Raw genomic sequence first — 24,312 nt, 5'->3', positions numbered from 1 at the left:
TCATCAGATGTTGAATGGATTGACTGACTTCCTCTTCATTAACGCCTAAGACAATAATCTTATAAGGAACTAAGAGTTCATTCTTCACGGCTTTAGAGAATGTGTAGGTATAAAGCTCTTTTCCATAGAGTGCTTCATCATCCATAGACGCCAAAATGCCATTCATCTCATGGGCTTGTTTTTTTGCACTATCAGCAAAGATTTTTGGCGTTGCTGTCATATACAGACGTTTTTTACCCCGAATAATGCTGTTATCATGAACTTTGATAAATTCAGATTCATGCTTGTCTGTTCCCAATACAACCCCAGTTGTTCTATGAGCTTCATCGCAAATGATCAGATCAAATTCGGGTAAATCATATTCCTTTTGTGCATCGGAAATCACTTGAATGGAATGATAGGTCGAAAAGACCACAGTCATCACATCAAGAGAGGTCTTATTGGCTTTACGGGCAAGTTCTTTTGCATTCGTGGTAGCCGGTAAGACAAGATCAGAAGCATCCAGACCAGATTCATCATCCTGTTTCCCTTTACGACGCTTGCCTACTTGTGTATCCGAACACACCGCAAAGGAACGCAAGGGCACTTCTGTATCAAGGGTCCATTCACGGATTGTTTGTGACATCAAAGCAAGAGAAGGCACCAAAAACAAAACATGCTTGCCTTGACCTGCTATGGTCTCTGCTATCTTAAGGCTAGTGAAAGTCTTGCCCGTTCCACACGCCATAATAAGCTTGCCACGGTCTGCTTCTTGTAACCCTTCACAAACAGCTTTCAGTGCATCCTTTTGATGATCTAAAAGCTTTTTTTTCGGTTGTTCTTTAAGGACAGCTTGTCCTTGTTCTTTATAAGCCCCCCAATCGATTTGACTGTTTTCTAAATCAAACAGATTAATCTGTTGAATACGAACCTCTTGACCATCACAAGTATTGTTAGCATTATCACTCCAATTGCTTTCGGTGCTATCAACCAAAATACGACGCGTGAATATTTTCTTCCCAGAGGCAGCGATAAAGCTATCAATATCTTCTTTTTTAATGATGTGAGAGGCGTCATAGCATTTACATTGAATGGCAGCATATCCTCCTTGATCACGGATTGTAGCGACCAGATCAATGCCGATATCACGCCCATCTTCATCATGTTCCTCAGCCCATTCCGAATAAGTTTGAACCTTTTCGTATTCTTGCTTTTGCAACGGGTCTTGCATGAGATAAGCCATGACAAGGTTTTCAAACAGCGTTCCCAATTCACGGGGTGATTTAGCCTTTTTACGGTAGAATTCTAAGAGAGAGCGTAGCGTGATTTGTTCATGATCAGACTTAAGAGATTGCAGCATATTATAACAGAGCTCCATTTTGATATGAGAGGGTTAATTCTTTTCAAAAGAATCGAAATGAAGCTTATTAAATCCATTTTGAACGAATTGAGAAAAAATGCAGAAAAGTGCGAAAAAACGGATAAATTTTTTCAAAAGGGGTTTAAAAGGCTATTTATCCACAGCCTATGACGTAAGTCAGATCAACAACAGAATAGTGAAATTTGCTCTTTATTTCATATATCATTCAAGACAAATGCACTATGTGTTAAAAAACATCAGAATGATTATTTTGATAGGTTTTATGCGTCATTGAAATGAACACTTTTGTCAGTTCAATTTACTGACAGATAACTGACAAATATATATTATTGATTGAATTTATGGGTTGTGTCTTAATAAGGGTTGTACCATTAAAATACTAACATATTGAAATATAATGTTTTTAATTTTTTACCATTTAAAAAAAATGCTATAGGGGCTAGAATGAACTGACTAAACTGACAAAACTCTTTTTACAAAGCCACTCAGATCATTTGCTTTTGGAGAAAAGTTCCTTGATGAGAATACCATAAAAAGAGTTTTGCGTGGTTGTCTTAAGACTTCAAAAGAGTTTTTTTATTGTTTTATGCTGTTGTTTTTAACCAAAGGATGCCACTCATAGCGTTTATCAGGACGCCGACCTAATTCATTCCCCTCTATAGGAAATTCACGAATATAGTTACAACGGCATAAAAGCTCTAAAGCTTGCTTAACAGCTTGATTATCTTTTAAAGAACTCCAACATCGTCTATAGATATCTCTTGCTGTAAAAACATCGGGTAAATGATCAGAGCGTTCAACAATCAATTTTGCACGCTCTGCTGCTAATTTATCACACGCCCCATAAAGGCGTTTTATATGACTTAACAAATATTTTTCCCAACGCAAGGCTGTTTGAAGGGCTGCTTTATTGATTTCAAAACGACCTCCCTCAACAAGTTCAAAAATCAAGGCAAGGGTTGGTATGGTCTTTGGCATTTTCAAAAGATGTGCTTGTAAGGGGGCAGAGAAATGCCCTCCTTTGACTGTTCTTTGAAAATTTTCCCACCATTCACGAAACATCTCTTGAGCTTCAGCAGAAAAACGCATCACCAGCGGGTGTTCTGGTGAGCCAATGGGTTTATCATACAGAGAACGAAAGATCCCTTGATAGGTTTCCCATGCCTTTTGATTGGGAGGTCTATCAATCCATAACCGCTCTTTTCGTTCATCGGGAAAGACCAGCATCTGGAACCGTTGGAGCAAACCATCATCATTTGTTCCATGGTGCATGGCTTGAATAATGGGAATAATTCGTGAAGGTTGAATGCCCCCAATGATGGATACGGTTGCATGAGATATGTAAATTGTTCCACGTCCTATACGGTCATAAGTAAACTGATCATCTCCATTAAAAGCTTCTAGATAAAAACCACGGTCTGTTTGATATTCCTTGCGTTCCAAAGTGGATAAAAAACCAGATAACTCATCACGAACCATTAAGAGACCACGGGGGTTTTCTTTTAACAATTCTCCAAGCTTTTCGACTGTGACATCATTGACAATAAGACGTCGTTTTCTAAGAGTGTCATCATCATCAGTTTCTTTGTGTTCAAGAGATTGTGAAAGAAGAGCAAGGGCTTGTTCCTTGTCTTGATTTTTGAGTGCTTTGTAGGCTTGTTTTTTCTTTTCTCGTTTATCTAATTCCATAAGAATCTCTTTTGTTTCTTGGCTTTTTTTCTGCTTTACCCATTCTTGATGCCATTCCTCTTGAAAGTCCTTGAGAGGTAATAAAGCTGCTTTCATGGTAGGTGTTTTCATGGTTGAAGGTTCTCCAACAATAGCCCCCCAGAGATTAGGAACAATCTCCCAATTGGCATATTGTTTTGGAGCAACACGCACTCCATTACCAATAAGAGAAGCCAAACCACACAAAGCAGGGACAGCAATAAAATCAAGAGAAGATTGTTGAATATCAGCAACATCATAAATATAGGTCCCTAAACTTAAAGGTACTTGAGCAGGATGAAAAGGTTCGACGGGTAAGAGAGCATTCTCAATCGGTTTTAATTCCCCCCAGCCATCTTGTTGCAAAGCTTGTTCATAAGGAATGGCTTTTAAACAAGCATTATCGTTATCATTGATGGGGGTATTTTCATTGTTGTTTTGTAAATGATTTTCTTTCATAGTTCCCTCTTTTGAGAAAGTAATACATTATTAAAATCGTTTCCTTTTGGAGCTTGCATGATAAAGACCTCAAAGCCTTGGCTATAAGCACGCTTTGCAAGGGTGAAACCTGCTTTACGACCCGCATCATCGCCGTCCATTGCAATTGTCAGACGTCCTTTTATAGGGGGTAAATTCACACGCATCATGCCACTGGTGGAAAGGGACGCCCATAAATTCACGGGCTCTGATAACAACCCAGACAGAAGAGACAGCCCCGTTTCAATGCCTTCACAAATGACCAGATGTTTGGGATTGGATTGACTTAAATGCACCCCACCGCCCATGACAGAACCCAACATGGCTTTTGCTGGTTTCTGATCTGTTTTGCAGCCATTGGCTTTTAAAAAGGTTCTATGAATGGCAAAGGAGCCAGCGCCCTTAACAAGAGCCACCAACGCGGGCAGTGTAATCCCTAAAGGGTGTGGACACTTGCTATGAAAGCGTAAATCTATAGGCAAATCACATGTAATACCCCGCATACGTAAATAGGTTTCTGCTAAAGTATTTTTGATTGGTTGGCATTGTTGCCAAATTGCTTTTGCTCTCTCTGTTTTCTGTTTTGCTCGTTTGAGATCAGCAGAAAACTGTTTTGAGAAAGAAAGCGTCTGATCATAAGCTTTATCAAAAAAGGCTTGTTTTCCAAGCAAGCCAATTCTTCTAAGCGCTTGTATGATCTCTCTAAAAGAGCAGCCCGCATAACAAGTGAGTAAGAGACGCCCATCATGTCCATTGGCAAGGGATAAGCTAGGCAATTGATCATCATGGGCTGGACAACGGGCACTTCCATAATGCCCATACCAAACCCCACGCAAGGCATTTGTGATGCCCTGAGCATTCGTAAAAGAAAACATGTTTTTTTATCCTATGAATATTGCACCATAGGACGGATTTTGCTATTCATTCTTTGAGTGAAAATGGAAAGCCTTGTCCGTCCTTACGTGACAAGGTTTTTTTTATGCGACGTCGTTATAACGTTGCTGTTTGGCTTGCTCTATGACATTGATCAGATCTGATTGTAACCAACGCGATAAAAAACCAAATTTTAAAGGTTTTGGGAGAGAGCCATTGGTCACATGACGGCGGAATGTTGAAACACTCATATGAAGCAATTTTGCACTTTCACGGTCAGTTAAAAGAATATCGTTTTCTGTCATAATAATTTCCTTTCATAATAAAAAATGGGAACAAATCATGTCCATTTATTAAGCACATTTTGGAATCATTAGAAAGGTATTTAGTCTATAAAAAACAGTGTTTTATAATACATTTTCTGATGTGATAATTTATGAGTCTCATTGAGAAAGAATGAGAGAAGAGAGAGAGTAAGTTATCCACAGATCATGGGGTATTACACCCCATATCTTAAGCTTGACCTGTAACATAAGCCGCCCATTTATCCATATAGACACGACGCTGTTCTAAATAGTCAGTACGACGATAAGCACGTTCCACTTGCCCCCCGACCACATGCCCCAGAATGGTTTCAGCGATCTCATAGGGGGCATCGGTTGTTTCAGCAAGCCAATCGCGTAAACTAGAGCGAAACCCATGCGGGCAGGCATCAAGTTTATTATCTCTCATATATTGAGCCATACACTTAGCAGCAAGGGGACCTCGACCGGTTGCAGAAAAGAAAAAATCATTACGAGAAAGCAATCGTGCTTGTTTTAAAATTTCTAATGCCTCTGTTGATAAGGGCACGCGAAATTCTTTTGTTGTATCACGCTTTCCTTTCATATTCTCAGCAGGTATGATCCATATATCTCCATCAATCTGATCTTCACGAATATGACGCAAGGGATTGGTACGAACCCCTGTAAGGATAAGCAAACGCAAAGCTAGTCGTGTTATGTTTTGTGTTTTACAGAGTGACTGATAAAAAGCCGGCACTTCTTTCCAATCCATGGCTGGTCTATTAGTGACCTTATGACGTTGTTTACCTAAGAGAGCGCGTGCTTTTGTTACTGCTTGTAAATCAACATCCAAACCTAAGGCAGCCGCATGTTTAAGACATATATTAAGACGATTCAGTGTTTTTTTTGCTGTTGAAGCTTTTGTATGCCAAATGGGAGCGAGGGTATTGCGTATCTCTGTTTGCGTAATCTCAGAAACCGGCAAACAGCCTAATTTAGGGAGAATATGAAGTTTTAAGGGTAAAAACCAACGCCCATTTTTCCCATCTCCTTTTAATTCAGCTTTACGACTTTCAAAAGCATCTAGAGCAATATCTTTTAAATAATGGAGATTGCTTATTGCTTCACGCTTTTGTTTATCGCGTTCTTTAATGGGGTCACGACCCTCACGTAAAACAGAACGCCATTGGTTTGCCAATTCACGGGCTTGTTTTAAAGAGACATCTCTTAAAGCCCCCAATCCCATTTCGCGACGACGCCCGTGAAGGGTATAACGATAAATCCATTGAGCACCCCCATCTTTACGCTTATGAAGAAGCAAGCCGGCACCATCATTATATTTGCCAGCCCCCAATGTTGCGACAGACCTTGCATTAAGACGGTTCATAAGGACCATTTTTACTCCTTTCTTATACAAATTTGATCCACACACTCATCCCGCTTGTGATGTGCAAATGAGTGATTTTAATTGATGCAAGATAAAGAGATTTGAAATGAGAGAATCTTAGGTTATTCGGTGTTCTAATTCAATATGAATAACGCTAAATTATCATTATAAATCAATACCTTGCTCTTATTTGGAAAAACAAGCGATTAAATGCCCTGCTGCTTATTTAGCGTTGCTTGGTAAGGTTTTGCCTTTGCAAGTGACGGGGGAAGATGGAGGGGCGATTAAGATCATAGGGCGTGTGGAAATAGCGCCTTTAACAATGAATGATGACAAGACAGATTAAGATTGTACCAAAGCTTATTCCACTTTTTGCAGGGGATGCTTTGGTCAGAGCGGCTTGGGGTGGACGAGGGTCTGGAAAGACAAGGTCCTTTGCTTTGATGGCTGCTTTAAAGGGGTATCAATTTGGTATGGGAGGGATATCGGGGACTATCCTTTGTGCGCGTCAGTTTCAAAATTCGCTCGCAGAAAGTTCATTAGAGGAGATTAAGCGCGCTATTGAAGCGCATGACTTTTTAAAGGACTATTATAAGGTTGGGGAGTCTTCGATTAAGTCAAATGATGGTCGTATAGGCTTTCAGTTTTGTGGTCTGGATAGGAATATTGCCAGCATCAAATCCATGGGGCGTATTTTGCTTTGTTGGGTTGATGAGGCAGAACCGGTTACAGAGACAGCTTGGCAAACGCTGATACCGACATTGCGTGAAGAGGGCGAGGGTTGGAGAGCAGAATTATGGGTAACATGGAACCCATTACGAGATAATGCCCCCGTTGAGAAGCGCTTTCGTTTTTCAGATAATGAAGCCATTAAGCGTGTAGAGATCAATTGGTCAGACAATCCGAAGTTTCCCAAGATCTTGAATGAAGCCCGACTTGATGATCTGAGAAACCGTCCAGAGACCTATAAGCATATATGGGAGGGTGCTTATCTTACCGCTGTTCAGGGTGCTTACTTTCAAAAAGAGATGTTGGCAGCCGAGGAGGAGGGGCGGATAGGGCGTGTTGCACGTGATCCTTTGATGCAGATACGCGCCTTTTGGGATATTGGGGGCACGGGAGCCAAAGCAGATGCAACAGCGATTTGGATAGCACAATTTGTTGGTAGAGAAATCAGAGTACTTGATTATTACGAGGCACAAGGGCAGCCGTTATCAGAGCATATCGGTTGGTTGCGTCAAAATGGTTATGAGAAGGCATTAATGGTTTTCCCCCATGATGGTGCAACCAGAGACCGTGTGCATAATGTGAGTTTTGAGAGTGCCTTGAATGATGCGGGTTTTGAAACGCAGGTCATTCCTAATCAAGGGGCTGGCGCTGTCAAGATGCGGATAGAGGCGGTGCGGCGTATTTTACCTTCAGTTTGGTTCAATGAAGAAACGACCGTAGCAGGACGCAAGGCACTGAACTGGTATCACGAGAAATGGGATGAGAAGCGGAATATAGGGTTAGGCGCCGAGCATGATTGGTCGAGTCATGCAGCCGATGCCTTTGGACTGATGTGCATTGTTTATGAAGCACCACGCATAAAACAACAACAAGAACGTTATCGCACGATGGAAAGAGAAGCGGCATCATGGATGGCATTTTAAGTCATAACTCTAGAAAAACGACAGATTTGGATGAATATGAACTCTATAGGCGCTTAAAATCTTGGTATAAGGAAGATGTCGAACACGTCAATGAATGGCGTGAACAGGCACGTGAAGATTTTGATTTTTATAATGGTCGTCAATGGGCAGAGGAAGATCTTGCAGTTTTAAAGGCGCAACGCCGCCCCGTCATGACCTTTAATCGCATTGCCCCCCTTGTCAATGCAATTGTTGGGGCAGAGCGTAATAACAAGCGTGAAGTGCAGTTTCAACCGCGGCAAGTAGGAGCCGCAATATCCAATGAATTGCTCACCGGAGCAGCAGAATGGTTTCGTGATGAGGCAGAGGCGGAATATGCCGATTCCGATGCTTTTCAGGATATGGTCATTTGTGGCATGGGCTGGACAGATACCAGACTTGATTATGAAACAGATCCTGAAGGAACCCCCGCTGTCCAGCGTTTAGATCCCTTAAAAATGGTATGGGATGCCAATGCTGTGCGACCCAATCTCATTGATGCGCAGCGTATGTGGTATGTTGACCGTAAAACCATTGAGGATGCTAAAAGTATTTTTCCTGATGTGGCAGTTGAAGATCTTCATGCCGATTGGGCAATTGATGAGACAACGACTTGTGAGGAGTATCATGTATCGCTTGATGCCTATCATGAGGATTCCAATACTGTTTCATCATCAGACTCACTTTCTGGAAAACGGTATGTTACACTTGTTGAATGCCGTTGGTTTGAATACGAAGCTTATTTCAAGGCGCCTGATCTTCAAACGGGACAGATGCGTAGTTATAGCAAACAAGAGTTCGAACAGCTGCAAAGGGTCGTACCACAACTCCAAGGGGTGTGTTTTCATAAAAAAGTGGTAAGACGCGCTTTTTTGGGACGCCGTCTTTTAGCAAAGCCCGATAAGCCATTAGCCCCCGACGGGCAGCTTGGCTGGGAATGCATCACAGGCACACTGGATAAACTTAAGAACCAGTTTTACGGGATTGTTCGCCCCGCAAAAGATCCACAAAAATGGTCGAATAAATATTTTAGTCAGGTCATGTATATTTTGAATAGTCAAGCCAAAGGTGGCTTGATGGCAGAACGAGGCGCGTTTGATGATGAGCGCCAAGCCCTAGAAAATTGGGCACGAACCGATACCATTACTTGGGTTAAAAACGGGGCGCTTACAGGAGGAAAAATTCAACCGAAGCCAAGTGCACAATTTCCTCAAGGCTTCTTTCAGTTGTTTAATGAATCGCGTGAAGCGATAACGCATGTAACAGGATTATCGGCAGAGTTTATCGGCACAAGAGAGGTTAATCAAGCCAATGTCTTGGAAAATACACGCCGGCAATCAACGCTTAATTTGCTTGCAGGGCTGTTTGATAATCTCAAGCTTTATCGGTGCCGACAGGGAAAGATTATCCTTTATCTTATTCAAAACTATCTTTCCGATGGGCGTTTGGTACGGATTTCTGGACCAGAAAATGCGCAGTATGTACCCTTAACACGTGAAGCTGTCACAACGCTTGAATACGACATTATTGTTGATGATTCACCAACAAGCCCCAATGAAAAAGAGAGAACTTTTGCAGCAATGACGCAGATGTTGCCGTTGCTTGGTGGTTTCTTAACACCAGAGATGATTCCAGATCTTTTAAAGCTTTCACCATTACCGGCAACATTGGTGGCAAGTTTAACCGCAAAGGCACAGCAGGCACAACAAGAACAACAGCAACAGCAGATGATGCAACAAAGCCAAGGAACACAATTAACGCCAGAGCAACAAGCAAAGATTGCAGCTTTACAACAGGAGTGCCAAGCAAAGGGCGCACTTTATCAACTTGATGCACAACAAAAGCAGGTAGCGTTGCAGCAGAAAAATATTGAGCTTTTCTTGAAACAAGAACAAGCGCGCATGCAGCTCGAACTACAACGGGCAAAAAATGAGATAGCGCAGCGTGACCTAGAGAGAAAAGCGTATCGAGCACAATTGGAACAGTATCGAGCAACAACAGCAAGAGCGCAAATCTACTAAAGGAGCAAAAGAGAATATGGAAGAAGAGTTTACACCTGAAGAACAAGCAATTTATGACGAACATTTTGCCAGTGATAATGCTGTTGAGTTGGTCGAGCCAGAGCAAGTTGAAGAGGTGTTTGAAGCAGAGGAAAGTTCTGAACAGCCACCTGTAGAAGCTCTTCAGGAGCAGCCAAGTTCTGATGCAATAGAATCTGATAAATTAGAGCAAGAACGGCAAGCACGCCAAAAGGCAGAACAAAGTGCTGCTGAAGCGCGCGAACTTGCCATTGAGTTTGCGCAAAAATATGCCGCAATGCAAGAAGAAATCACGCGTCGCCGTGATGAAAATGTTCCATCCCTAGAAGACGACCCAAAAGCACATGTTGCATGGCTTAGTCATAAGGTACAGGAACAACAGAAATTGCTTGATGAATTTTCTCATATAAGAGAGAGCCAAGAGCGCATGAGTCAAGAGGAATATGAACGCCAAAAGTTAGGGGATTATTTCGAGGAAGCCAAAGCGCAGGTACAAGATAAATATCCAGACTTAGACAGTATCACGGACTATCTCTATGAAAGAGCAGACAATGTTCTACAAGCGCAAGCAAGCCTTTATCCGCAATGGAAAGACCCTGTGGCACGCCAACAGCAAATTGGTGCTGAATTGCGTCAAATATGCCAGCAATGCCAAAAAGCCGGCATAAACCCAATCGAGGTGCTTGTGCAAAAAGCGAAAGCTTTTGGTTATAGTGGAGCGCCAGTTCACGACGAAGTGGGAGTCCTTCAAGAGCGCTCTCAAGCAGCGCGAACACTGACAGCGCGTGGCGGGCAAACCCCAACAGGTGGTATGGATGTGAGAACGCTTTTTTCCATGCCAGAAGCCGAATTTGCTGTATGGGTTGAAAAAAATCCCGAAAAATTTGAACAAATTATGAGCAGAGCGTGAAGATGTGCGCGGTAGCGCAACACAGAGAACCAAGTGATTGTTATCGTTTGGGGGTGCCGCAAGGCGAGTTTTAAAAACCAAGAAAGGCATTGTTTGAAATGGCAGTAACACAGGTAAATCTTAATGACCCATTAGCCGTTGGCGTTTGGGCTAAGATGCTAAACACAGAAACTTCAAAGGCGTTGCCTATTGCACCGCTAATGGGGAAAGGCAAAAACAGCATTATCCAAGTATTGGATATGCTCGGAAAATCCGCTGGTGACACTGTGACGAGCGGATTACGAGTCCAACTGATGGGCGATGGTGTGAGCGAGGGGCAAACGCTGGAAGGCAATGAAGAAGCCCTCCAATTTATGAATGAAACGGTGCACATCAACGAGCTTTCTCATGCAGTGCGCGTGAAATATGAAGGCACCATTGATCAACAACGGGTGTTATTTAACTTACGCGAGGAAGCAAAAGATGGGCTTGTTGATTGGTATGCCGACCGTTTAAGCCTGATGTTTTTCATTCAGGCAGCAGGCTATAGCGCACCATGGATTCATTTTGAAGGACGCACCATAACCCTCAAACCCGTACATTATGGTTTTAATGCGCCCTTAGAGCCAAGCAAATTGCGAGTTATTCGCCCCGCTAAAAAAAAGACGGATGAAGAACTGACAAAAGAGGATGTTTTTACCTTAGATCTTATAGATAAAGCTGTTGAACGGGCGAAACTTGCTAATCCACGCTTGCGCCCTGTTCGTGTTGATGGAAAATCTGCTTATGTGATGTATCTCCATCCAACACAGGTAACTCAATTGCGTACCAATACAAAGAGCGGGCAATGGTTAGACATTACCAAAGCAGCTTACGATGGTTCACGGTCTAAAAATCCTATTTTTGATGGCTCTTTGGGTATGTATAACGGTGTCATTTTACGTGAAGCTGAACATGTGCCAAACGGTGTAAATTCAAAGACAGGGGAGCCAGTTTCCTCTGTTCGTCGTGCTATTTTGCTTGGGGCGCAAAGCGTTATTATGGCTTATGGGCGCGTTGGCAATGGAGCAACAGGAGGTGATGGGAAAGGGGGAACACGCTATAAACTTGTTGAAGAACTGTTTGATTATCAACGGGAATTTGGGGTGGCAGCAAAGACCATTATCGGTATGAAAAAGTCACGCTATACCTTGCCGCATTCTGATCAAGGGGGACAAGACTTTGGCACGATTGTGATCCCTTCTTTTGCTGAAATCAGCTAACCATTTTAACGTCATGAAAGGAGAACAATGATGGAAGAAATATCTCCAATGAAACCAGAAGCTGGTGAAACTGTTGGCATGAGCGATGAGGGGTTGCCATCTGTTTTGCAGGGACGCAACAACACGACGCAGCAGGTGAGTTTTTTACGCGCGCGTATTAAACATACAGACCAAGGGTTGGTCACGAAAATTGGCGTTCTCCCCCGTGGGGCGTTTCTCAAAGACATTACAATTTATACCCTGAAGGATTTTGATCTGACAAATGTTGTCTTTGGAAAAACCATTCATGGAGATGAATACGGTAAGGCAACGCTTTTTTCACCCAATGTAGATCATCTTTTGCTCCCCATAGAGATCCGCGATGTTCCACAAGACACTGAACAGCTCATTTATATGACACAAGAGACAAAAAGCAGCAAAGGGGAGGCTGAGGTGATTGTTGAGTTTTATACCAATCGTTAAAGGCGCAAATTGAAAGGCATAAGGGGGGGGGCGTCTATTGTTTACCTCCCCATTTCTCGAGAGTTTTTAAGACATTTGGAAGAGAGTTATTATGACAATAGTAGTACAGACAGGTGGTCCGATTGGCGACAAACAGACTCTTGTTCCTCATAATAAAAATTTCATTCAGATGGTGAATGATATTCAAGATGAAATAGACGATCAAACAGATGAATATGTGGATCAAGTTCAAAAGGCGATATTTTCAGCCATTCGCTTTTGTGAACGATTGCCTTTTTATTTCAATGAAAGTCGCAAAGTTGTTTTGACCACTCTCAAGGGGAAAAGCCGCTATGGAGCTGAGGAAAATCCAGTTATTCCAACGGCTGTTCGCATTGTTGATGCTTATATTTATGAGGATCATCACAGCAAATCAAAGCTTTTGTATACAGATCCGCTTGTTCTTGAGAACTTTGAGAATGAGCCCCACCATGGGAAGCCCACCCACTACAGTTATTTTGCCCAAAAGCTTATTTTGTATCCCATCCCAGACCGTGTCTATTCTATCAGGCTCCTTCTTGATCCGATCAGAATAAAAGATATTGAGAGTGTAAAAGAAGCGTCCATATGGTTTTTGGAAGCCTATGAGCTGATCAAAACGCGGGCAAAATATGAAATTTACACCAATATTATGAAAGAACCACAGATGGCAGCGGCGGCTTTTGCTATGTTTCAAGAGCAACTTGATGCGCTGCAAATTGAGACCTCACGGCGCAAGAATTTGCTCAAAATTCAACATACGGATTTCTGATGACTTTTATTTCTATTGCCGAGTTTAGACCCGATGTTGCATTTACCAATAGTGGTTATTCTCGTGAGATCGTAAATGTTTTACCAGCCCCAAATTCCTATATTCCAATTCCCAAAGTTGCACCGGTTTCAGAACCTTTTCCCGATATCATTTTGGGGGTCTATGCTGTACGCTCATTAAGTGGTGTGCGCATCATTGTAGGGACCTCAACAAAACTCTACGAATATGATAACAGCACGCGCGGGTGGAAAGATGTGAGCAAGCTTGGCGAACCCTATCATGCCAATGAAATGGCCCCTTGGTCTTTTGCTGTCTTTGGTGATTACATCATTGCTGTTAACAACAATGATACACCACAAATATTTGCCTTGAAGACAGCAGAGAGATTTGAGGATTTGGGAGGCAATCCTCCGCGTGCTGGACTTGTTCGTATTTGGGGAGATTTTGTCTGTTTGATGAAATTAACAGACAAGCCAAATCGTGTTTACTGGTCAGGTCTCAATGATGCGACACACTGGAAGGTTGGTGAGAAAAGTTGCGATTATCAGGATTTTCCAGATGGGGAATATATACAAGGAGCAACACAAGCAACCAACCCACTGATTTTTATGCGTTCTGCCATTTATCATGCAACCTTTGTTCCAGGGTCTAAAATAATCTTTAGTTTTGTAAAAATAAAAGACAAAATAGGGGCAAAAAGCAGTAAGGCAATTGCAAGCCGTGGAGACTATACTTTCTTTATCTCTGATGATGGTTTTTATCAAATCAACAATATCGGAGAAATATTGCCTATTGGTTTTGGCAAAGTCGATAAAACAATCTTTACGCTTTATAATAACTTTGCCATTGATGAGATGAGAGCCTGTATTGATCCGGTCTATTCACGCGTTTATTTTTCTATCAATGACGAGATGATGGGGATGAATATCTATGTTTATGATTGGCTCTTGCAAATATGGAGTGTCATCAAAGGTCAAAGACTTCTCTTATTTCCTCTTTTTGCGGCAGGTTATACCTTAGAAGGTTTAGACGAAGTAGAAAAGTGTTTGAAAGATTTACGCGCCTCTCTTGATAGTAAAATGTGGCAAAATGGCGCGCCAATGTTGGGAGCGTTTACAGAAGACAATAGATTTGGTTTTTTTGCAGGTTCTCCGATGGAAGCAGTGATTGCGTCACAAACTGTAGGCGATACAGGCAGGCAGATCAACTTGATGAGTGAGGCTTTTGTTCAAGCTGATACGACAAATGGCCTTTTAAGCGTTGGAGCTGCTTTTATCATTGATGATAGAAATCAATTAAATTGGGCAAAAGAACGTTACGCTGGCTATAGCAGTGGGATGTACAATATCCGCTCACGAGCGCGTTATCACGCTTTGCGTCTGAGAATACCAGAAGGCACGCCATGGACACATATAACAGGCTTTGATGTGACGCTCAAACCGGCGGGCATAAGATGAGTTTTAAAATTTATAACACGGAAAAATGGAGCGCTGAACAAATGGCGCCCTATTTTGACAATGTGATAAAATCAATAGCTTATTTTAATCAAAAATTCCCTGATGATTATAATACAGAGACTATTTTAAACGATATTTTGAAGGGAGAAAAAGTTCTTTGGATTATCGTTGATGCACATGAAAACTTTATGGCGCATGTCACAACACAGTTACAAAAACTTGTCACAGGCGCTTTGCGGGCGGTTATTGTCACACTTGGTGGAAAGGGAGGAGCACACCTCACGAAGCTTATCACTCAGATTGAAGCTTATTACAAGGAAAAAGGGGCAAAAGAGCTTGTTATCATAGGCAGGCGTGGGTGGGAAAAATCTCTTAAATCGCATGGATATCTCGTTAATCTTTTAGAATATAGAAAGCAACTTTAACATGGGAAAAAGTTCAAAACCAATCCAGAATACCCAAAACACGACGCAAACAAATGCCCCTCCTGCATGGGCAAAGGGCATCTTTGAACGTGCTGCTCAAGATGCCATGACTTTTTATAACCAAGACAGCGGAAAAGCTGTTTATGATGGGCAGCGTGTTGCAGATTTAAGTGATCAAACAAAAAATGCGATTAATGGGCTTACCAATAATACGCATAACTATGATAACAATTACTTAAATGGATTAGCTACAGGGCAAAGTTCAACAAGCCAAAACTTAAAAAACATGGCTTCAGGGCAGCAAATAGGCAACAATCCTTACTTTAATGAAGCACTTCAAAACGCATTAAACAAAGCAACAAACTCTATTAATAGTTCAATGGCAGGTGCGGGGCGTTATGGTTCGGGTGCACATACCGGTGTTTTGGCAGATGAATTGGGGGGTATAGCAACACAAGCTTTGTCGCAGCAATATAACCAAGATGTCAACAACATGATGAATGCCAATGGTCTCATTGACCAAGCAAATCAAAATCAGTTGGCGGGAGCTAATAACTTTTTTCAAGGTCAAGGTCAGGCAAATATCAACGCATTGGCAGGGGGCGGTTTGCTTGATGCCAATCATCAACGGCAATTGGATGAAGAGCGGCAAAAATGGGAACAGCAGAACAATCTTGATTGGGACCAGTTAAGTAAGTTGCTCGCAGCTGGTGGGGCTGTTGCTGGAAATTATGGAACGCGAACAGGACAAATGACGACATTGACTCCACAGCCAAAACCTAATCCGTGGGAGATTGTTGGAAATGTTGGAACTATACTTGGTACTTTTGCTGGGCTTAGCGACATCAGAGCGAAAGAAAATATCGTACAAGTGGGGCAGCGAGATGGACACAAACTCTATGAGTATAATTACAAGGGTTATCCAGAGCGCTATCGCGGGGTGATGGCACAAGATGTTTTAAAGTTAAAGCCTGAAGCTGTTTTCTTACATAAGGCGACAGGATTTTTGCATGTGAATTATGGCAAGCTTGGCTTTGAGATGGAAAGGGTGCAGTGATGGAACAAGAAAACACAAATTCTCTTTTAAAGTTGTTTGATCCAAAATTTTTGCGTCCCTTGATGTATCAGGTCATGCCTCAATTGCCAAAGCATTTGTTCGAACAGCTTTCTACCCCTCCAAGCACGCCGTTGGAAGGGCGATACAAGCCAAGTTTTTTAGAACGTGCTGCTTTTAGCACAAACCCTTTTGATGCGAGCAATGGGGATAATACTCCACAAAAATTGAGTCCTACAGAGCTTATTCGCGGTGCTCAAACAGGAGGAGGAGAAGTTGGGAAAAAAACGCTAGCAGAATTGATTATGTCTACAGATGATTTAAAGCGCCAAATGCCCCCCTTGCCGGATGTTTCAAAGGATACTGTTAAGATACAAGAGGTGCCAGAGCAACAAAAACATGACTTCTCAGAGCAGGGAGGCGTTGCATCAATGATCCCTCAAACTCCACTTGTTGGGAACATTGATCAGTCTAGTGGAGATAAAGCTGGGCGACAGCAAAAAGATGTGATGGATTATATTACAGAGATCAACAACAGATCTATGGCAGAAAATCCGCAGGAGAGCAGCCCTGTCAATGAAGAAAAACTTTCTCATACGCCTATTCCAGAAGAAGAACATTTAAAAGCAAATGCTAAGGCCGAACAGGCAACCGATTATGTAAACGCAGTTGGAAATTTTATCCATAAAGATGCAGACCCAAGTAGCTTATGGGAGCGTTTTAGAAAATCAGAATTTTCCGAGCATCTCATGGATTTTTTTGCGGGGCTTGCATCAGGGAAGACACCACAGGAAAGTTTTTCAAATGCGGCGCTTGTTATGCGGCAGGGCAATAATATACGTGCTCAAAATAGACCAATTTTTGAGTTTTTACGCTCAAAAGGATATAGTGATAAAGACGCACAAGCCCTTGTGCAATATCCTGATCTTGCCATGAAAGTTATAGGCAACACGTTAAGCCCTCAAGAAGGCTATAGAACATTGACAGCAGCAGAAAAGGCAGAGCAAGGATTGCCTGAGGATATGGTTTTCCAAGTCTCAACAAGCACAGGGAAAATTATACCTGTCCAAGGAGGACAACGTTCCACTGCTTCTGGATTAGGGGGGAATACCGATGGCATGCTGTCAAAGCCTGAATCAGGTTATATGTATGTTAAGGATGAAAATGCACTTGGTGGCATACGTGCGGTGCCAATTGCAGGCAGTGGTGCAGAACATAAATTAATTCAAGAACAGAAGGAGGAGGAGCGTAAAAACCAACAAACACAAATGCAAATTCTGGATACAACGGACAGATCAAATCGTATACTCTCGGCATCTAAAGAATTACTAAAAATTATTGAGGAACACCCGCATGTTGTTGGTTTCACGGGTTCTATAGAGTCATTCATACCTGGTTTTAAGGCAAAAGATTTTGGGCATATGCTTGATTCATTAAAGGCGAATATTGGGATTGATGCCTTGAGAAAAGCAAAAGCATTTTCACCAAATGGCGCATCTGGCTTTGGGAACTTGTCTAATATGGAATTGCAAACCTTGCAAAACTCTGTAGCGGCACTGTATCAAAACCTTTCCGCAGAGCAAATGAAGAAATCTTTAAAAACAGTTATTGACACTTTCAATAAATCCAATGCAGCAACGCGCGCAATTCTTTTTGGTGGTGCAGAAGCAACAAGCGAGCTCGTTCAAGCAGCCTATGGGAAAGATGCTTATAAGGGAAATCATGCACAGTCAAATGATCCAATAGAAAAACAGATAGAAGCATTACCGGAAGGTGTATTGTTTATTGATAGTGATGGACGCATTAAGGAGAAACAAACCAATGGCTGAAGTAATTCTTCCTCTTATTAATCGTAAAAACACGAGAGTCATTGGGCATGTAAGTGACTATACACCAGAACAACTTCAAGAGCTTTTCGCGAAGAATCAGGAAAGGCTAAGGGGTTCTTTTGCAGAAAATAATGCGATCACAGCAGAAGATGATCCACATCCAAGTGCAGCGGGTGCTTTTGGATGGGGTGCTCTTCATGGGTTAACGCTAGGCTATGATGATGAAGCAGCAGGGTTGGCATCAGCACTTTGGGAGGGGTTGTGGAATGGAACAGATGAGGCAGTCAAAAAATATAATGAAGTAACAAAGCGATGGCGTGATTATCAAAGAGCGGCGAACCGAGATCATTTTTATCTATCTCTTGCGGGGAATTTAGCGGGCGCTGCAATTCCTTTTCTAATACCAGGTCTTGGCGCTCCTGCTGCTACTCGTGCGGCAATTGGGGCTGATGTTGTGCTGGGAGGTAGAGCTGGTGTTGCAGGAGCACAAATAACCAGTAAAGCTTTAGCAGCAGGAGAAAGGGCGGTGCAATCTGCTTTAGCAGAGGGTGCAGAACGGGCAGCGGCAAAAGCGGCAGGTGAAGCCGCAATGAAAGCCGCAGCAAGTAAAGAGGCGGCAAAATTTAGCTTGGGGCGTGCAGCAAAAACTGGAGCCATTTATGGTGGGATAGCAGGCAGTGGTGAGGGGGAAGGGCTTGCAGATACTCTAGTGTCTGCAGGATTAGGTGCGGGGCTAGGCGTTGCAACACCATTTGTTGCCAGTGGTGTATCAAAAGCAACATCTTTTGCGACAAGATCACTTAAAAAAACGCCTGAGGCTCTCAAAAAAACAGCTGAGAAATTGTTTGGTAAAACTGAACCAGTAGAAAAAGAGGCATTTCACATAAGCGATAGAGCGCTTAGGGATGTAAGCCAAACTTTAGGGGATGAAGGTGTTGATAAGCTTGAAAGGGCATTAAAACAGCGAGGTCCTGATTCAATGATTATTGATCTTCACGATGGGCTTGCTACAAGAGCTTTTAAGGCAGCAAAAAAAGACCATGATACATATTCGCTCGTAAGTAATCGTTTGAATGAAAGGCAAGGTGCAAGTGCACTGCGGGTAAAGGATGCGTTGACAGATGTGATGGGTCCAAAAGTAGATACGCTTAATTTAAAGCAAGAGATTATCAAACAAGCACAGAAAAAGGCTGAACCATTTTATGAGAGGGCGAAAGCTTCTCCTATTTCTAATGCTGTCAGTAAAGATTTATCGCGGTTGCAAGAAACTCCTGCCTTCCAAAAAGCCTATAAAAAAGCAATTGCACAAAGCCAAATGAAGTGGATGCAAACGTTAGTGGGATCAATGGATATCCAAAGCTGAATATGCGAATTTTACATAAGATGAAAGAGGTTTTGGATGATCAAATTAATTCTACACGTATCAAAGGAAAATGGGGATATGCTCGAGATTTGACTGATTTCAAACAACGCATTCTGGACGTTTTGGATACATCATCTCCAGAATATATTAAGGCACGGAAAATTTATTATGACGAGCGTACTATCGGTGATGCTTTGGAGCAAGGAAAAAAAGCACTGAATAAGAGTGTTGATCTTGATACAATCAACAGACAACTTTCAGATTTGGGGTTGATGGAAAAAGAGGCTTTTCAAAAAGGGATGCGGTCACAAATAGAAACTGCGGCAGGCAATGCACAGAATTTTGAACACAGTCTTTTGAGTTTGTTTGATACACAAAATGGTCAAGAAAAATTACAGCATATTTTTGGTGAGGATAAAGCCAAGCAACTTATGAAAGTGTTGCGACCAGAAGTGGAAAGAACACAGCTTTTTGCACGATTGCCAAACCATATAGGTGAAGTGGAAGAGAGGGGGGCACAACAGACTATGGGTATAGGAAAGATTGCTTTCATCAAGGCAGTTGTAAAAAATTTCTTAGGGAAATTTGGACGCAAATTCTCAAGCGTTCATAGAGAGACTGAGAGAGATATTGCGGCTCTCATAACAGCACGGGAAAAAGGAGATTTTGGGTTAGCAAGAGAAAAAGCCGTTGAATTAATTAAGAAGTTTCATGAAGCAGAAAAGAAACGCTTAATAACAAAAGAAGATCACACAAAATTCTTCAATTTTCTTGGTATTCTTTTGAATAGCAGTGCTGATAGAACGGTTATAAACTAATGATCAATTTTCATCCCAATGTAAAGCGTGCTATCTCACAGGCAGCACAAAAATATGGTTTGCCAGAAAGCTTTCTTGAACGTGTCGCTATGATAGAAAGTAATGGTAATCCAAATGCAAGAAATAAGAACAGCAGTGCGGGAGGGCTGTATCAATTTCTCGATTCAACAGCAAAACACTATCAACTCAATAACAAGTTTGATCCCTTTCAAGCAACCGATGCTATGGCACGGTTAACGAAGGATAATACACGTTATTTAGCCACAGCATTAGGCAGAGAGCCATCAGAGGCAGAGCTTTATCTTGCACATCAACAAGGACCAGCAGGGGCTGTGAAGCTTATAAAAAATCCACATATTCCAGCAAGCCAGCTTTTAGGTCGACAGGCAGTCACACTCAATGGTGGCGATATGGAAGCTACAGCAGGGGATTTTATGAATCATGTTTATGGGCTTTACAATAAAACGGGAGATGCTTTGAAGAGAATGATACAGCAAAACCAAAGCAATGGACAAGCAGCACCAAACGAGGTGGGTCCTTTGCGTGGGTTTGAGAGGCTTCAAAAGACACTTCAAGGGAATCAAGTGGGTCAAGGTGATCAAGGGGGAAACCAATTAATGGCATATGATACGCCATTCCCAAACAGAATGATGGCACCTGAAAGCGGAGACAATTTAACAGGACGGATTATGGAAACCACACCATTGCAAGGGCAAGGTATTGATGCAGGTGCTCTTAAAAAGGGCTTTTCCGGCTTGCTTCATTTAATGAGAGAGAATGGAGAAAGACAAAAACAGCAGGCAGAGATGGTACAGCAACAAATGTTACAGCAACCAGTCATAGCGGGTTTCTCACAATCGACTGGGCACCCGACAGATTTAACAGCTCTGATTGATCCCTCAAGGCGGCAATCTGTTGGTTCTTATGGGCGGCAAAAAGAAGAGCAATTGCGCGAAGAATTATTAAGAAGAACGGGGGCTTATTATGTCTGATATTTATGATTGGTCACTAACAGCTGATAAAAATGCGCATTCCGATAGCATGATTAATTGGTCAGAGGGACAACCCCCGAGTTCTGTCAATGATAGTGCGCGTGTCATGATGCAGCGTGTGCGTGAATATCTTGCCGATAATGGTGGTTCTCTTGATGCAAAATTTATGGTGAGTGAACAAGAGAAAACAACGTCCATAACATTAACAACGGTTTCGCCTATAGAAAAATATAAAAATGATATCATTCTACGCTTTAAAGCACGTGGTACAAATGTGGGACCTGCAACAATAAATGTGAATAATATAGGGGCAAAGCCACTCTATAAAATGAGCAATAGGGGGATAGTGCCATTAGAGGGTGGTGAGTTACAAACGGGTGGTATTTATGAAATCGTCTATAATGATGGCTCATCAACAAAAGATCTTGATGGCTGGTATCTTTTAAATCCTACCCCCATTCCACCTCCAAAGGTTGAAACCTTCCCTTGCGGGTTTATTGCCACCTTTGCTATGCAAGAACTGCCAAGTGGTTGGCTTTTATGTGATGGAGCAACGTATCAACGCAAAGAGTATCCGCAATTATTCAAGGCAATAGGTGATAAATGGGGAAAAGACAGCGATACAACTTTTAAAGTTCCAGATTTTAGAGGAATGTTTTTACGGGGCTTTGATAATGGTCGCGGCTTAGACAGAAGTAGACAATTTGCCAAGACACAGTATGATACTCTTAAAGCACATACACACGCCGCCACCATTGAAAAGGCAGGGGAGCATACCCACAGTTTTCGCTATCAAACATTTGGATGGCCAGCCAATAGAGTTGGTCGAAGGAATCCATTTTATGATCCTGTATCCACCACAGGAGTAACAGAGCCTGCTGGGGCACACACGCATAAGGTAACCATATCTTCCACAGGTGAGACAGAAACGCGTCCTGTGAATACGACGGTTGTTTATGCCATAAAGTCGTGAGTTTTTCAGATGATTAATAATCCGTCTGCTATTGATGATATTGCGGACGCGGAGCAAATCCGCGTCCTTTTTTATGCAAGCAATCGCATAGTCCATGCGCCCTTAAATAAGGTGCTTGATCTTGTCAAAAGCGACATACAGCATGATCTTTTAAGCGCTTTTGCAGAATATAAAGAAGTGACGGATAAACGTATAGAGACCATGCAAAAACTTATTAATGAATTACAGTCTCACATCTCCCAAAACCCCAAAAACAGATTTACTAAGGAATGAAAGACCATGCCATTACCCTATCATACGCATATCTTTAAGCTTGAACCAGCAACGAAGGAAGAAGTCAAAGAGGGAGTTTTAGAGAGTAAGGCTCTTGCTCCAAGTTCTGTGGGCAGTGCAGCAGCTTATGATGTTGGATATTTTGCGAGTGCAGCTCAAGGAAAGAAAGCTGATGAAGCGCTTGCAAAGAGAGATAGTGGAGCCCTTGCTTATAAAGATAAGATTACTGTTAACGATATTAGGGCAAGAGGGGAGGCTAGTGAAAATACGATTTTATCAGGGGATGGTTGGATAAAAATATCGCCGTTAGGAATTGGCGATATGAGTATGGCGACATATGACCCCAATAATGTGAGGGCAAATGCATTTTCTATGGAAAATATGAGTGAGGGTCCTACCAAAAAGATTTTAACAACAGAGGAAAGATCAAAGCTACAGTGGTTAAGCCCTAGCCAACCAACAATAGAAAAATGGCAGAAGGGAATTGAAGGCGTTTATTATCCCATATCTCCAGCAGATCTCAAAAATACCATTAGCTATTTCGTAGCATCAAAGTCTTTTGGTATGTCAAAATCAGTTTATGATCCAGATAAAATAGAAAAAGATGCGTTTGATATGGAGAATATGAAAGAGGGAAATGAGCATCTTATCTTAACGCCCCAAGAACGTACACAGATTACAAAAATTGATAAAGTTGAAGACGCTGTACAACAAGGGCTTCATGTTGCAAGTGAAGCAAAAACGACAGCCGATAAAGCCCAAGATACAGCCCGCAGTGTACAGAAAAAAGTTGATCTCATTCAACCTCTTGCACAACAAGACTGGATTGATGGTACAAAAACAATAGACGCCCTTATCTCACCAGCCGACCTCATGGCTTCAATGAAAGCAAATTGCAACAACAGCGATAAGAATGGCTATAAAAAACCTGTTGAAATTCTCATGACAGAAAGTGGCGATATTCTTTGGCCAGAAGGAACGACTGATGAAACGGAACTTGAAATATGGGCTTGGGGTGGCGGCGATGCTGGGAAAGATAGTCTTCATTATATACAAGGCGGCGAAGGTGGTTTTGGTGGTTGTTGTACGTATGTAAGAACAAAGAAGAAATTTCTTGGGAATAATTCGGTGTGTATTGGAAAAGGCGGAAAATCTCCTGAGAATCCTGCAGGCTGTCCCACAGTAGTTGGTCAATTTATTACAGCTTTTGGTGGAGAAGGCTCCATTAAACCTTATCAAAAAGGCGTGTTTAAAGGTGAGGATGCTAAAGACAAAGATAGCGGTGATGGTGGAGATGGTTTTCTTGGCGGTCATGGTGGTCAAGGCGGTTATGGTGGTTATGACAAAGGTCTTGGCAATGGTGGCAGTGGCGGTCGTGGTGGCGATAATTTTTTATCTGATGGTGGTTGGGGCGGTTGGGGTGGTAATGGTGGTGTTTTTCAGGGCGGTGAAGGCGGTAGAGGTGGTAATGGTGGGAGTAGTGTTTATGGTTTAGGCGGTAAAGGCGGTAGAGGTGGTGATGGTGGTACTAGCACCATGGGCGATAGAGGCGGTAGAGGCGGTAATGGTGGTGATGGTGGAAGTAGTGTTTATGGCGGTGGTGGCGGTGGTAGCACTGGCGGTAAAGGTGGGGAAGGTGATACTGGCAGACCTGACGGCATGAGCGGTAAAGGTGGTGATGGTGGAAGTAGTGTTTATGGTGGTGGTGGTGGCGGTGGCGGTAGTTATTCTAATGGTCAAGTCGGTCATGGTGGACATAGCATGTGGGGCGGTCATGGTGGTAAAGGCGCTTTAAGTCCTAAAGGGAGTAAGGAACTTTATGGTGGTGGTGGTGGTGGTTATTTCCCCGGAAAAGATGCAACAGACTCATCAAGTGGCGATGGTGGTGACGGAGCAGTACTTATAAAGGTATATCTATAGAATGGAAT

20 protein-coding genes and 1 pseudogene are annotated in these 24,312 nt (G+C 42.4%); 16 read left to right on the top strand and 5 right to left on the bottom strand.

Features of this window, described 5'->3' with window-relative positions; all coding sequences use genetic code 11:
• The 5 genes from PVV64_RS02830 to PVV64_RS02810 all read right to left on the bottom strand — a co-directional run.
• On the bottom strand, positions 1-1,339 hold a 1,339-nt coding region (locus tag PVV64_RS02830), incomplete at its 3' end, for a DEAD/DEAH box helicase family protein (RefSeq protein WP_273759667.1).
• Positions 1,340-1,936: 597 nt separating this feature from the next.
• The gene (locus PVV64_RS02825; RefSeq protein WP_273759665.1) at positions 1,937-3,526 is read right to left on the bottom strand and encodes a YfjI family protein; all 1,590 of its coding nucleotides are present in this window, start codon (positions 3,524-3,526) and stop codon (positions 1,937-1,939) included.
• Positions 3,523-4,419 (bottom strand): toprim domain-containing protein, encoded by an 897-nt coding sequence (locus tag PVV64_RS02820; RefSeq protein WP_273759663.1) that lies wholly within the window; start codon positions 4,417-4,419, stop codon positions 3,523-3,525. The genes PVV64_RS02825 and PVV64_RS02820 overlap by 4 nt, the downstream gene beginning before the upstream one ends.
• Before the next feature lie 102 nt (positions 4,420-4,521).
• Positions 4,522-4,722 carry an AlpA family transcriptional regulator gene (locus PVV64_RS02815; RefSeq protein ID WP_004856846.1) on the bottom strand — a complete coding sequence of 67 codons (201 nt, stop codon included), beginning with the start codon at positions 4,720-4,722 and terminating at the stop codon, positions 4,522-4,524.
• A gap of 208 nt (positions 4,723-4,930) precedes the next feature.
• Positions 4,931-6,097 (bottom strand): site-specific integrase, encoded by a 1,167-nt coding sequence (locus tag PVV64_RS02810; protein WP_273759661.1) that lies wholly within the window; start codon positions 6,095-6,097, stop codon positions 4,931-4,933.
• Positions 6,098-6,278: 181 nt separating this feature from the next.
• On the opposite strand from PVV64_RS02810, the gene PVV64_RS02805 reads away from it, so the two are divergent.
• The 16 genes and pseudogenes from PVV64_RS02805 to PVV64_RS02725 all read left to right on the top strand — a co-directional run bounded on the left by PVV64_RS02805 (position 6,279) and on the right by PVV64_RS02725 (position 24,304).
• Positions 6,279-6,434 (top strand): hypothetical protein, encoded by a 156-nt coding sequence (locus tag PVV64_RS02805; protein WP_273759660.1) that lies wholly within the window; start codon positions 6,279-6,281, stop codon positions 6,432-6,434.
• Positions 6,415-7,740 carry a PBSX family phage terminase large subunit gene (locus PVV64_RS02800; protein ID WP_273759658.1) on the top strand — a complete coding sequence of 442 codons (1,326 nt, stop codon included), beginning with the start codon at positions 6,415-6,417 and terminating at the stop codon, positions 7,738-7,740. The genes PVV64_RS02805 and PVV64_RS02800 overlap by 20 nt, the downstream gene beginning before the upstream one ends.
• On the top strand, positions 7,725-9,779 hold the full coding sequence (locus PVV64_RS02795; protein ID WP_273759656.1) for a portal protein: 2,055 nt from the start codon (positions 7,725-7,727) through the stop codon (positions 9,777-9,779). Before PVV64_RS02800 ends, PVV64_RS02795 begins: the two co-directional genes overlap by 16 nt.
• 16 nt (positions 9,780-9,795) lie before the next feature.
• Entirely contained in the window at positions 9,796-10,707 is a 912-nt protein-coding gene (locus tag PVV64_RS02790; RefSeq protein ID WP_273759654.1) for a hypothetical protein, read from the top strand.
• A 98-nt stretch (positions 10,708-10,805) separates the two neighbouring features.
• The gene (locus PVV64_RS02785) at positions 10,806-11,948 is read left to right on the top strand and encodes a N4-gp56 family major capsid protein (RefSeq protein WP_273759652.1); all 1,143 of its coding nucleotides are present in this window, start codon (positions 10,806-10,808) and stop codon (positions 11,946-11,948) included.
• Between the two features lie 30 nt (positions 11,949-11,978).
• Entirely contained in the window at positions 11,979-12,410 is a 432-nt protein-coding gene (locus tag PVV64_RS02780) for a hypothetical protein (RefSeq protein ID WP_273759651.1), read from the top strand.
• Between the two features lie 91 nt (positions 12,411-12,501).
• Positions 12,502-13,200 (top strand): hypothetical protein, encoded by a 699-nt coding sequence (locus PVV64_RS02775; RefSeq protein ID WP_273759649.1) that lies wholly within the window; start codon positions 12,502-12,504, stop codon positions 13,198-13,200.
• Positions 13,200-14,657, top strand: a complete 1,458-nt coding sequence (locus PVV64_RS02770) for a hypothetical protein (RefSeq protein WP_273759647.1) — start codon at positions 13,200-13,202, stop codon at positions 14,655-14,657. Before PVV64_RS02775 ends, PVV64_RS02770 begins: the two co-directional genes overlap by 1 nt.
• A gap of 41 nt (positions 14,658-14,698) precedes the next feature.
• Positions 14,699-15,082 (top strand): hypothetical protein, encoded by a 384-nt coding sequence (locus tag PVV64_RS02765; protein ID WP_273759646.1) that lies wholly within the window; start codon positions 14,699-14,701, stop codon positions 15,080-15,082.
• A 1-nt stretch (position 15,083) separates the two neighbouring features.
• Positions 15,084-16,139 (top strand): tail fiber domain-containing protein, encoded by a 1,056-nt coding sequence (locus PVV64_RS02760; protein ID WP_273759645.1) that lies wholly within the window; start codon positions 15,084-15,086, stop codon positions 16,137-16,139.
• Positions 16,139-17,965 carry a hypothetical protein gene (locus PVV64_RS02755; protein WP_273759644.1) on the top strand — a complete coding sequence of 609 codons (1,827 nt, stop codon included), beginning with the start codon at positions 16,139-16,141 and terminating at the stop codon, positions 17,963-17,965. The genes PVV64_RS02760 and PVV64_RS02755 overlap by 1 nt, the downstream gene beginning before the upstream one ends.
• Positions 17,958-20,146 (top strand): annotated as a pseudogene (locus tag PVV64_RS10435) (hypothetical protein). The gene PVV64_RS02755 and the pseudogene PVV64_RS10435 overlap by 8 nt, the downstream one beginning before the upstream one ends.
• Positions 20,146-21,138, top strand: a complete 993-nt coding sequence (locus PVV64_RS02740) for a transglycosylase SLT domain-containing protein (RefSeq protein ID WP_273759641.1) — start codon at positions 20,146-20,148, stop codon at positions 21,136-21,138. Before PVV64_RS10435 ends, PVV64_RS02740 begins: the two are co-directional and overlap by 1 nt.
• Positions 21,131-22,111: a phage tail protein gene (locus PVV64_RS02735; protein WP_273759639.1), complete on the top strand. Its 981-nt coding sequence runs from the start codon at positions 21,131-21,133 to the stop codon at positions 22,109-22,111. Before PVV64_RS02740 ends, PVV64_RS02735 begins: the two co-directional genes overlap by 8 nt.
• Before the next feature lie 9 nt (positions 22,112-22,120).
• The gene (locus tag PVV64_RS02730) at positions 22,121-22,384 is read left to right on the top strand and encodes a hypothetical protein (protein WP_273759637.1); all 264 of its coding nucleotides are present in this window, start codon (positions 22,121-22,123) and stop codon (positions 22,382-22,384) included.
• 6 nt (positions 22,385-22,390) lie between these two features.
• Complete coding sequence (locus PVV64_RS02725) at positions 22,391-24,304, top strand: hypothetical protein (RefSeq protein WP_273759636.1); 1,914 nt, start codon at positions 22,391-22,393, stop codon at positions 24,302-24,304.
• The last annotated feature ends 8 nt before the right edge of the window (positions 24,305-24,312 follow it).

It is taken from the genome of Bartonella sp. ML70XJBT.G, assembly GCF_028618575.1.
In the GTDB taxonomy this organism is placed as follows: domain Bacteria; phylum Pseudomonadota; class Alphaproteobacteria; order Rhizobiales; family Rhizobiaceae; genus Bartonella.
The sequence above is the reverse complement of the archived record's forward strand: the minus strand, read 5'-3'. Positions and strand labels throughout refer to the sequence as shown.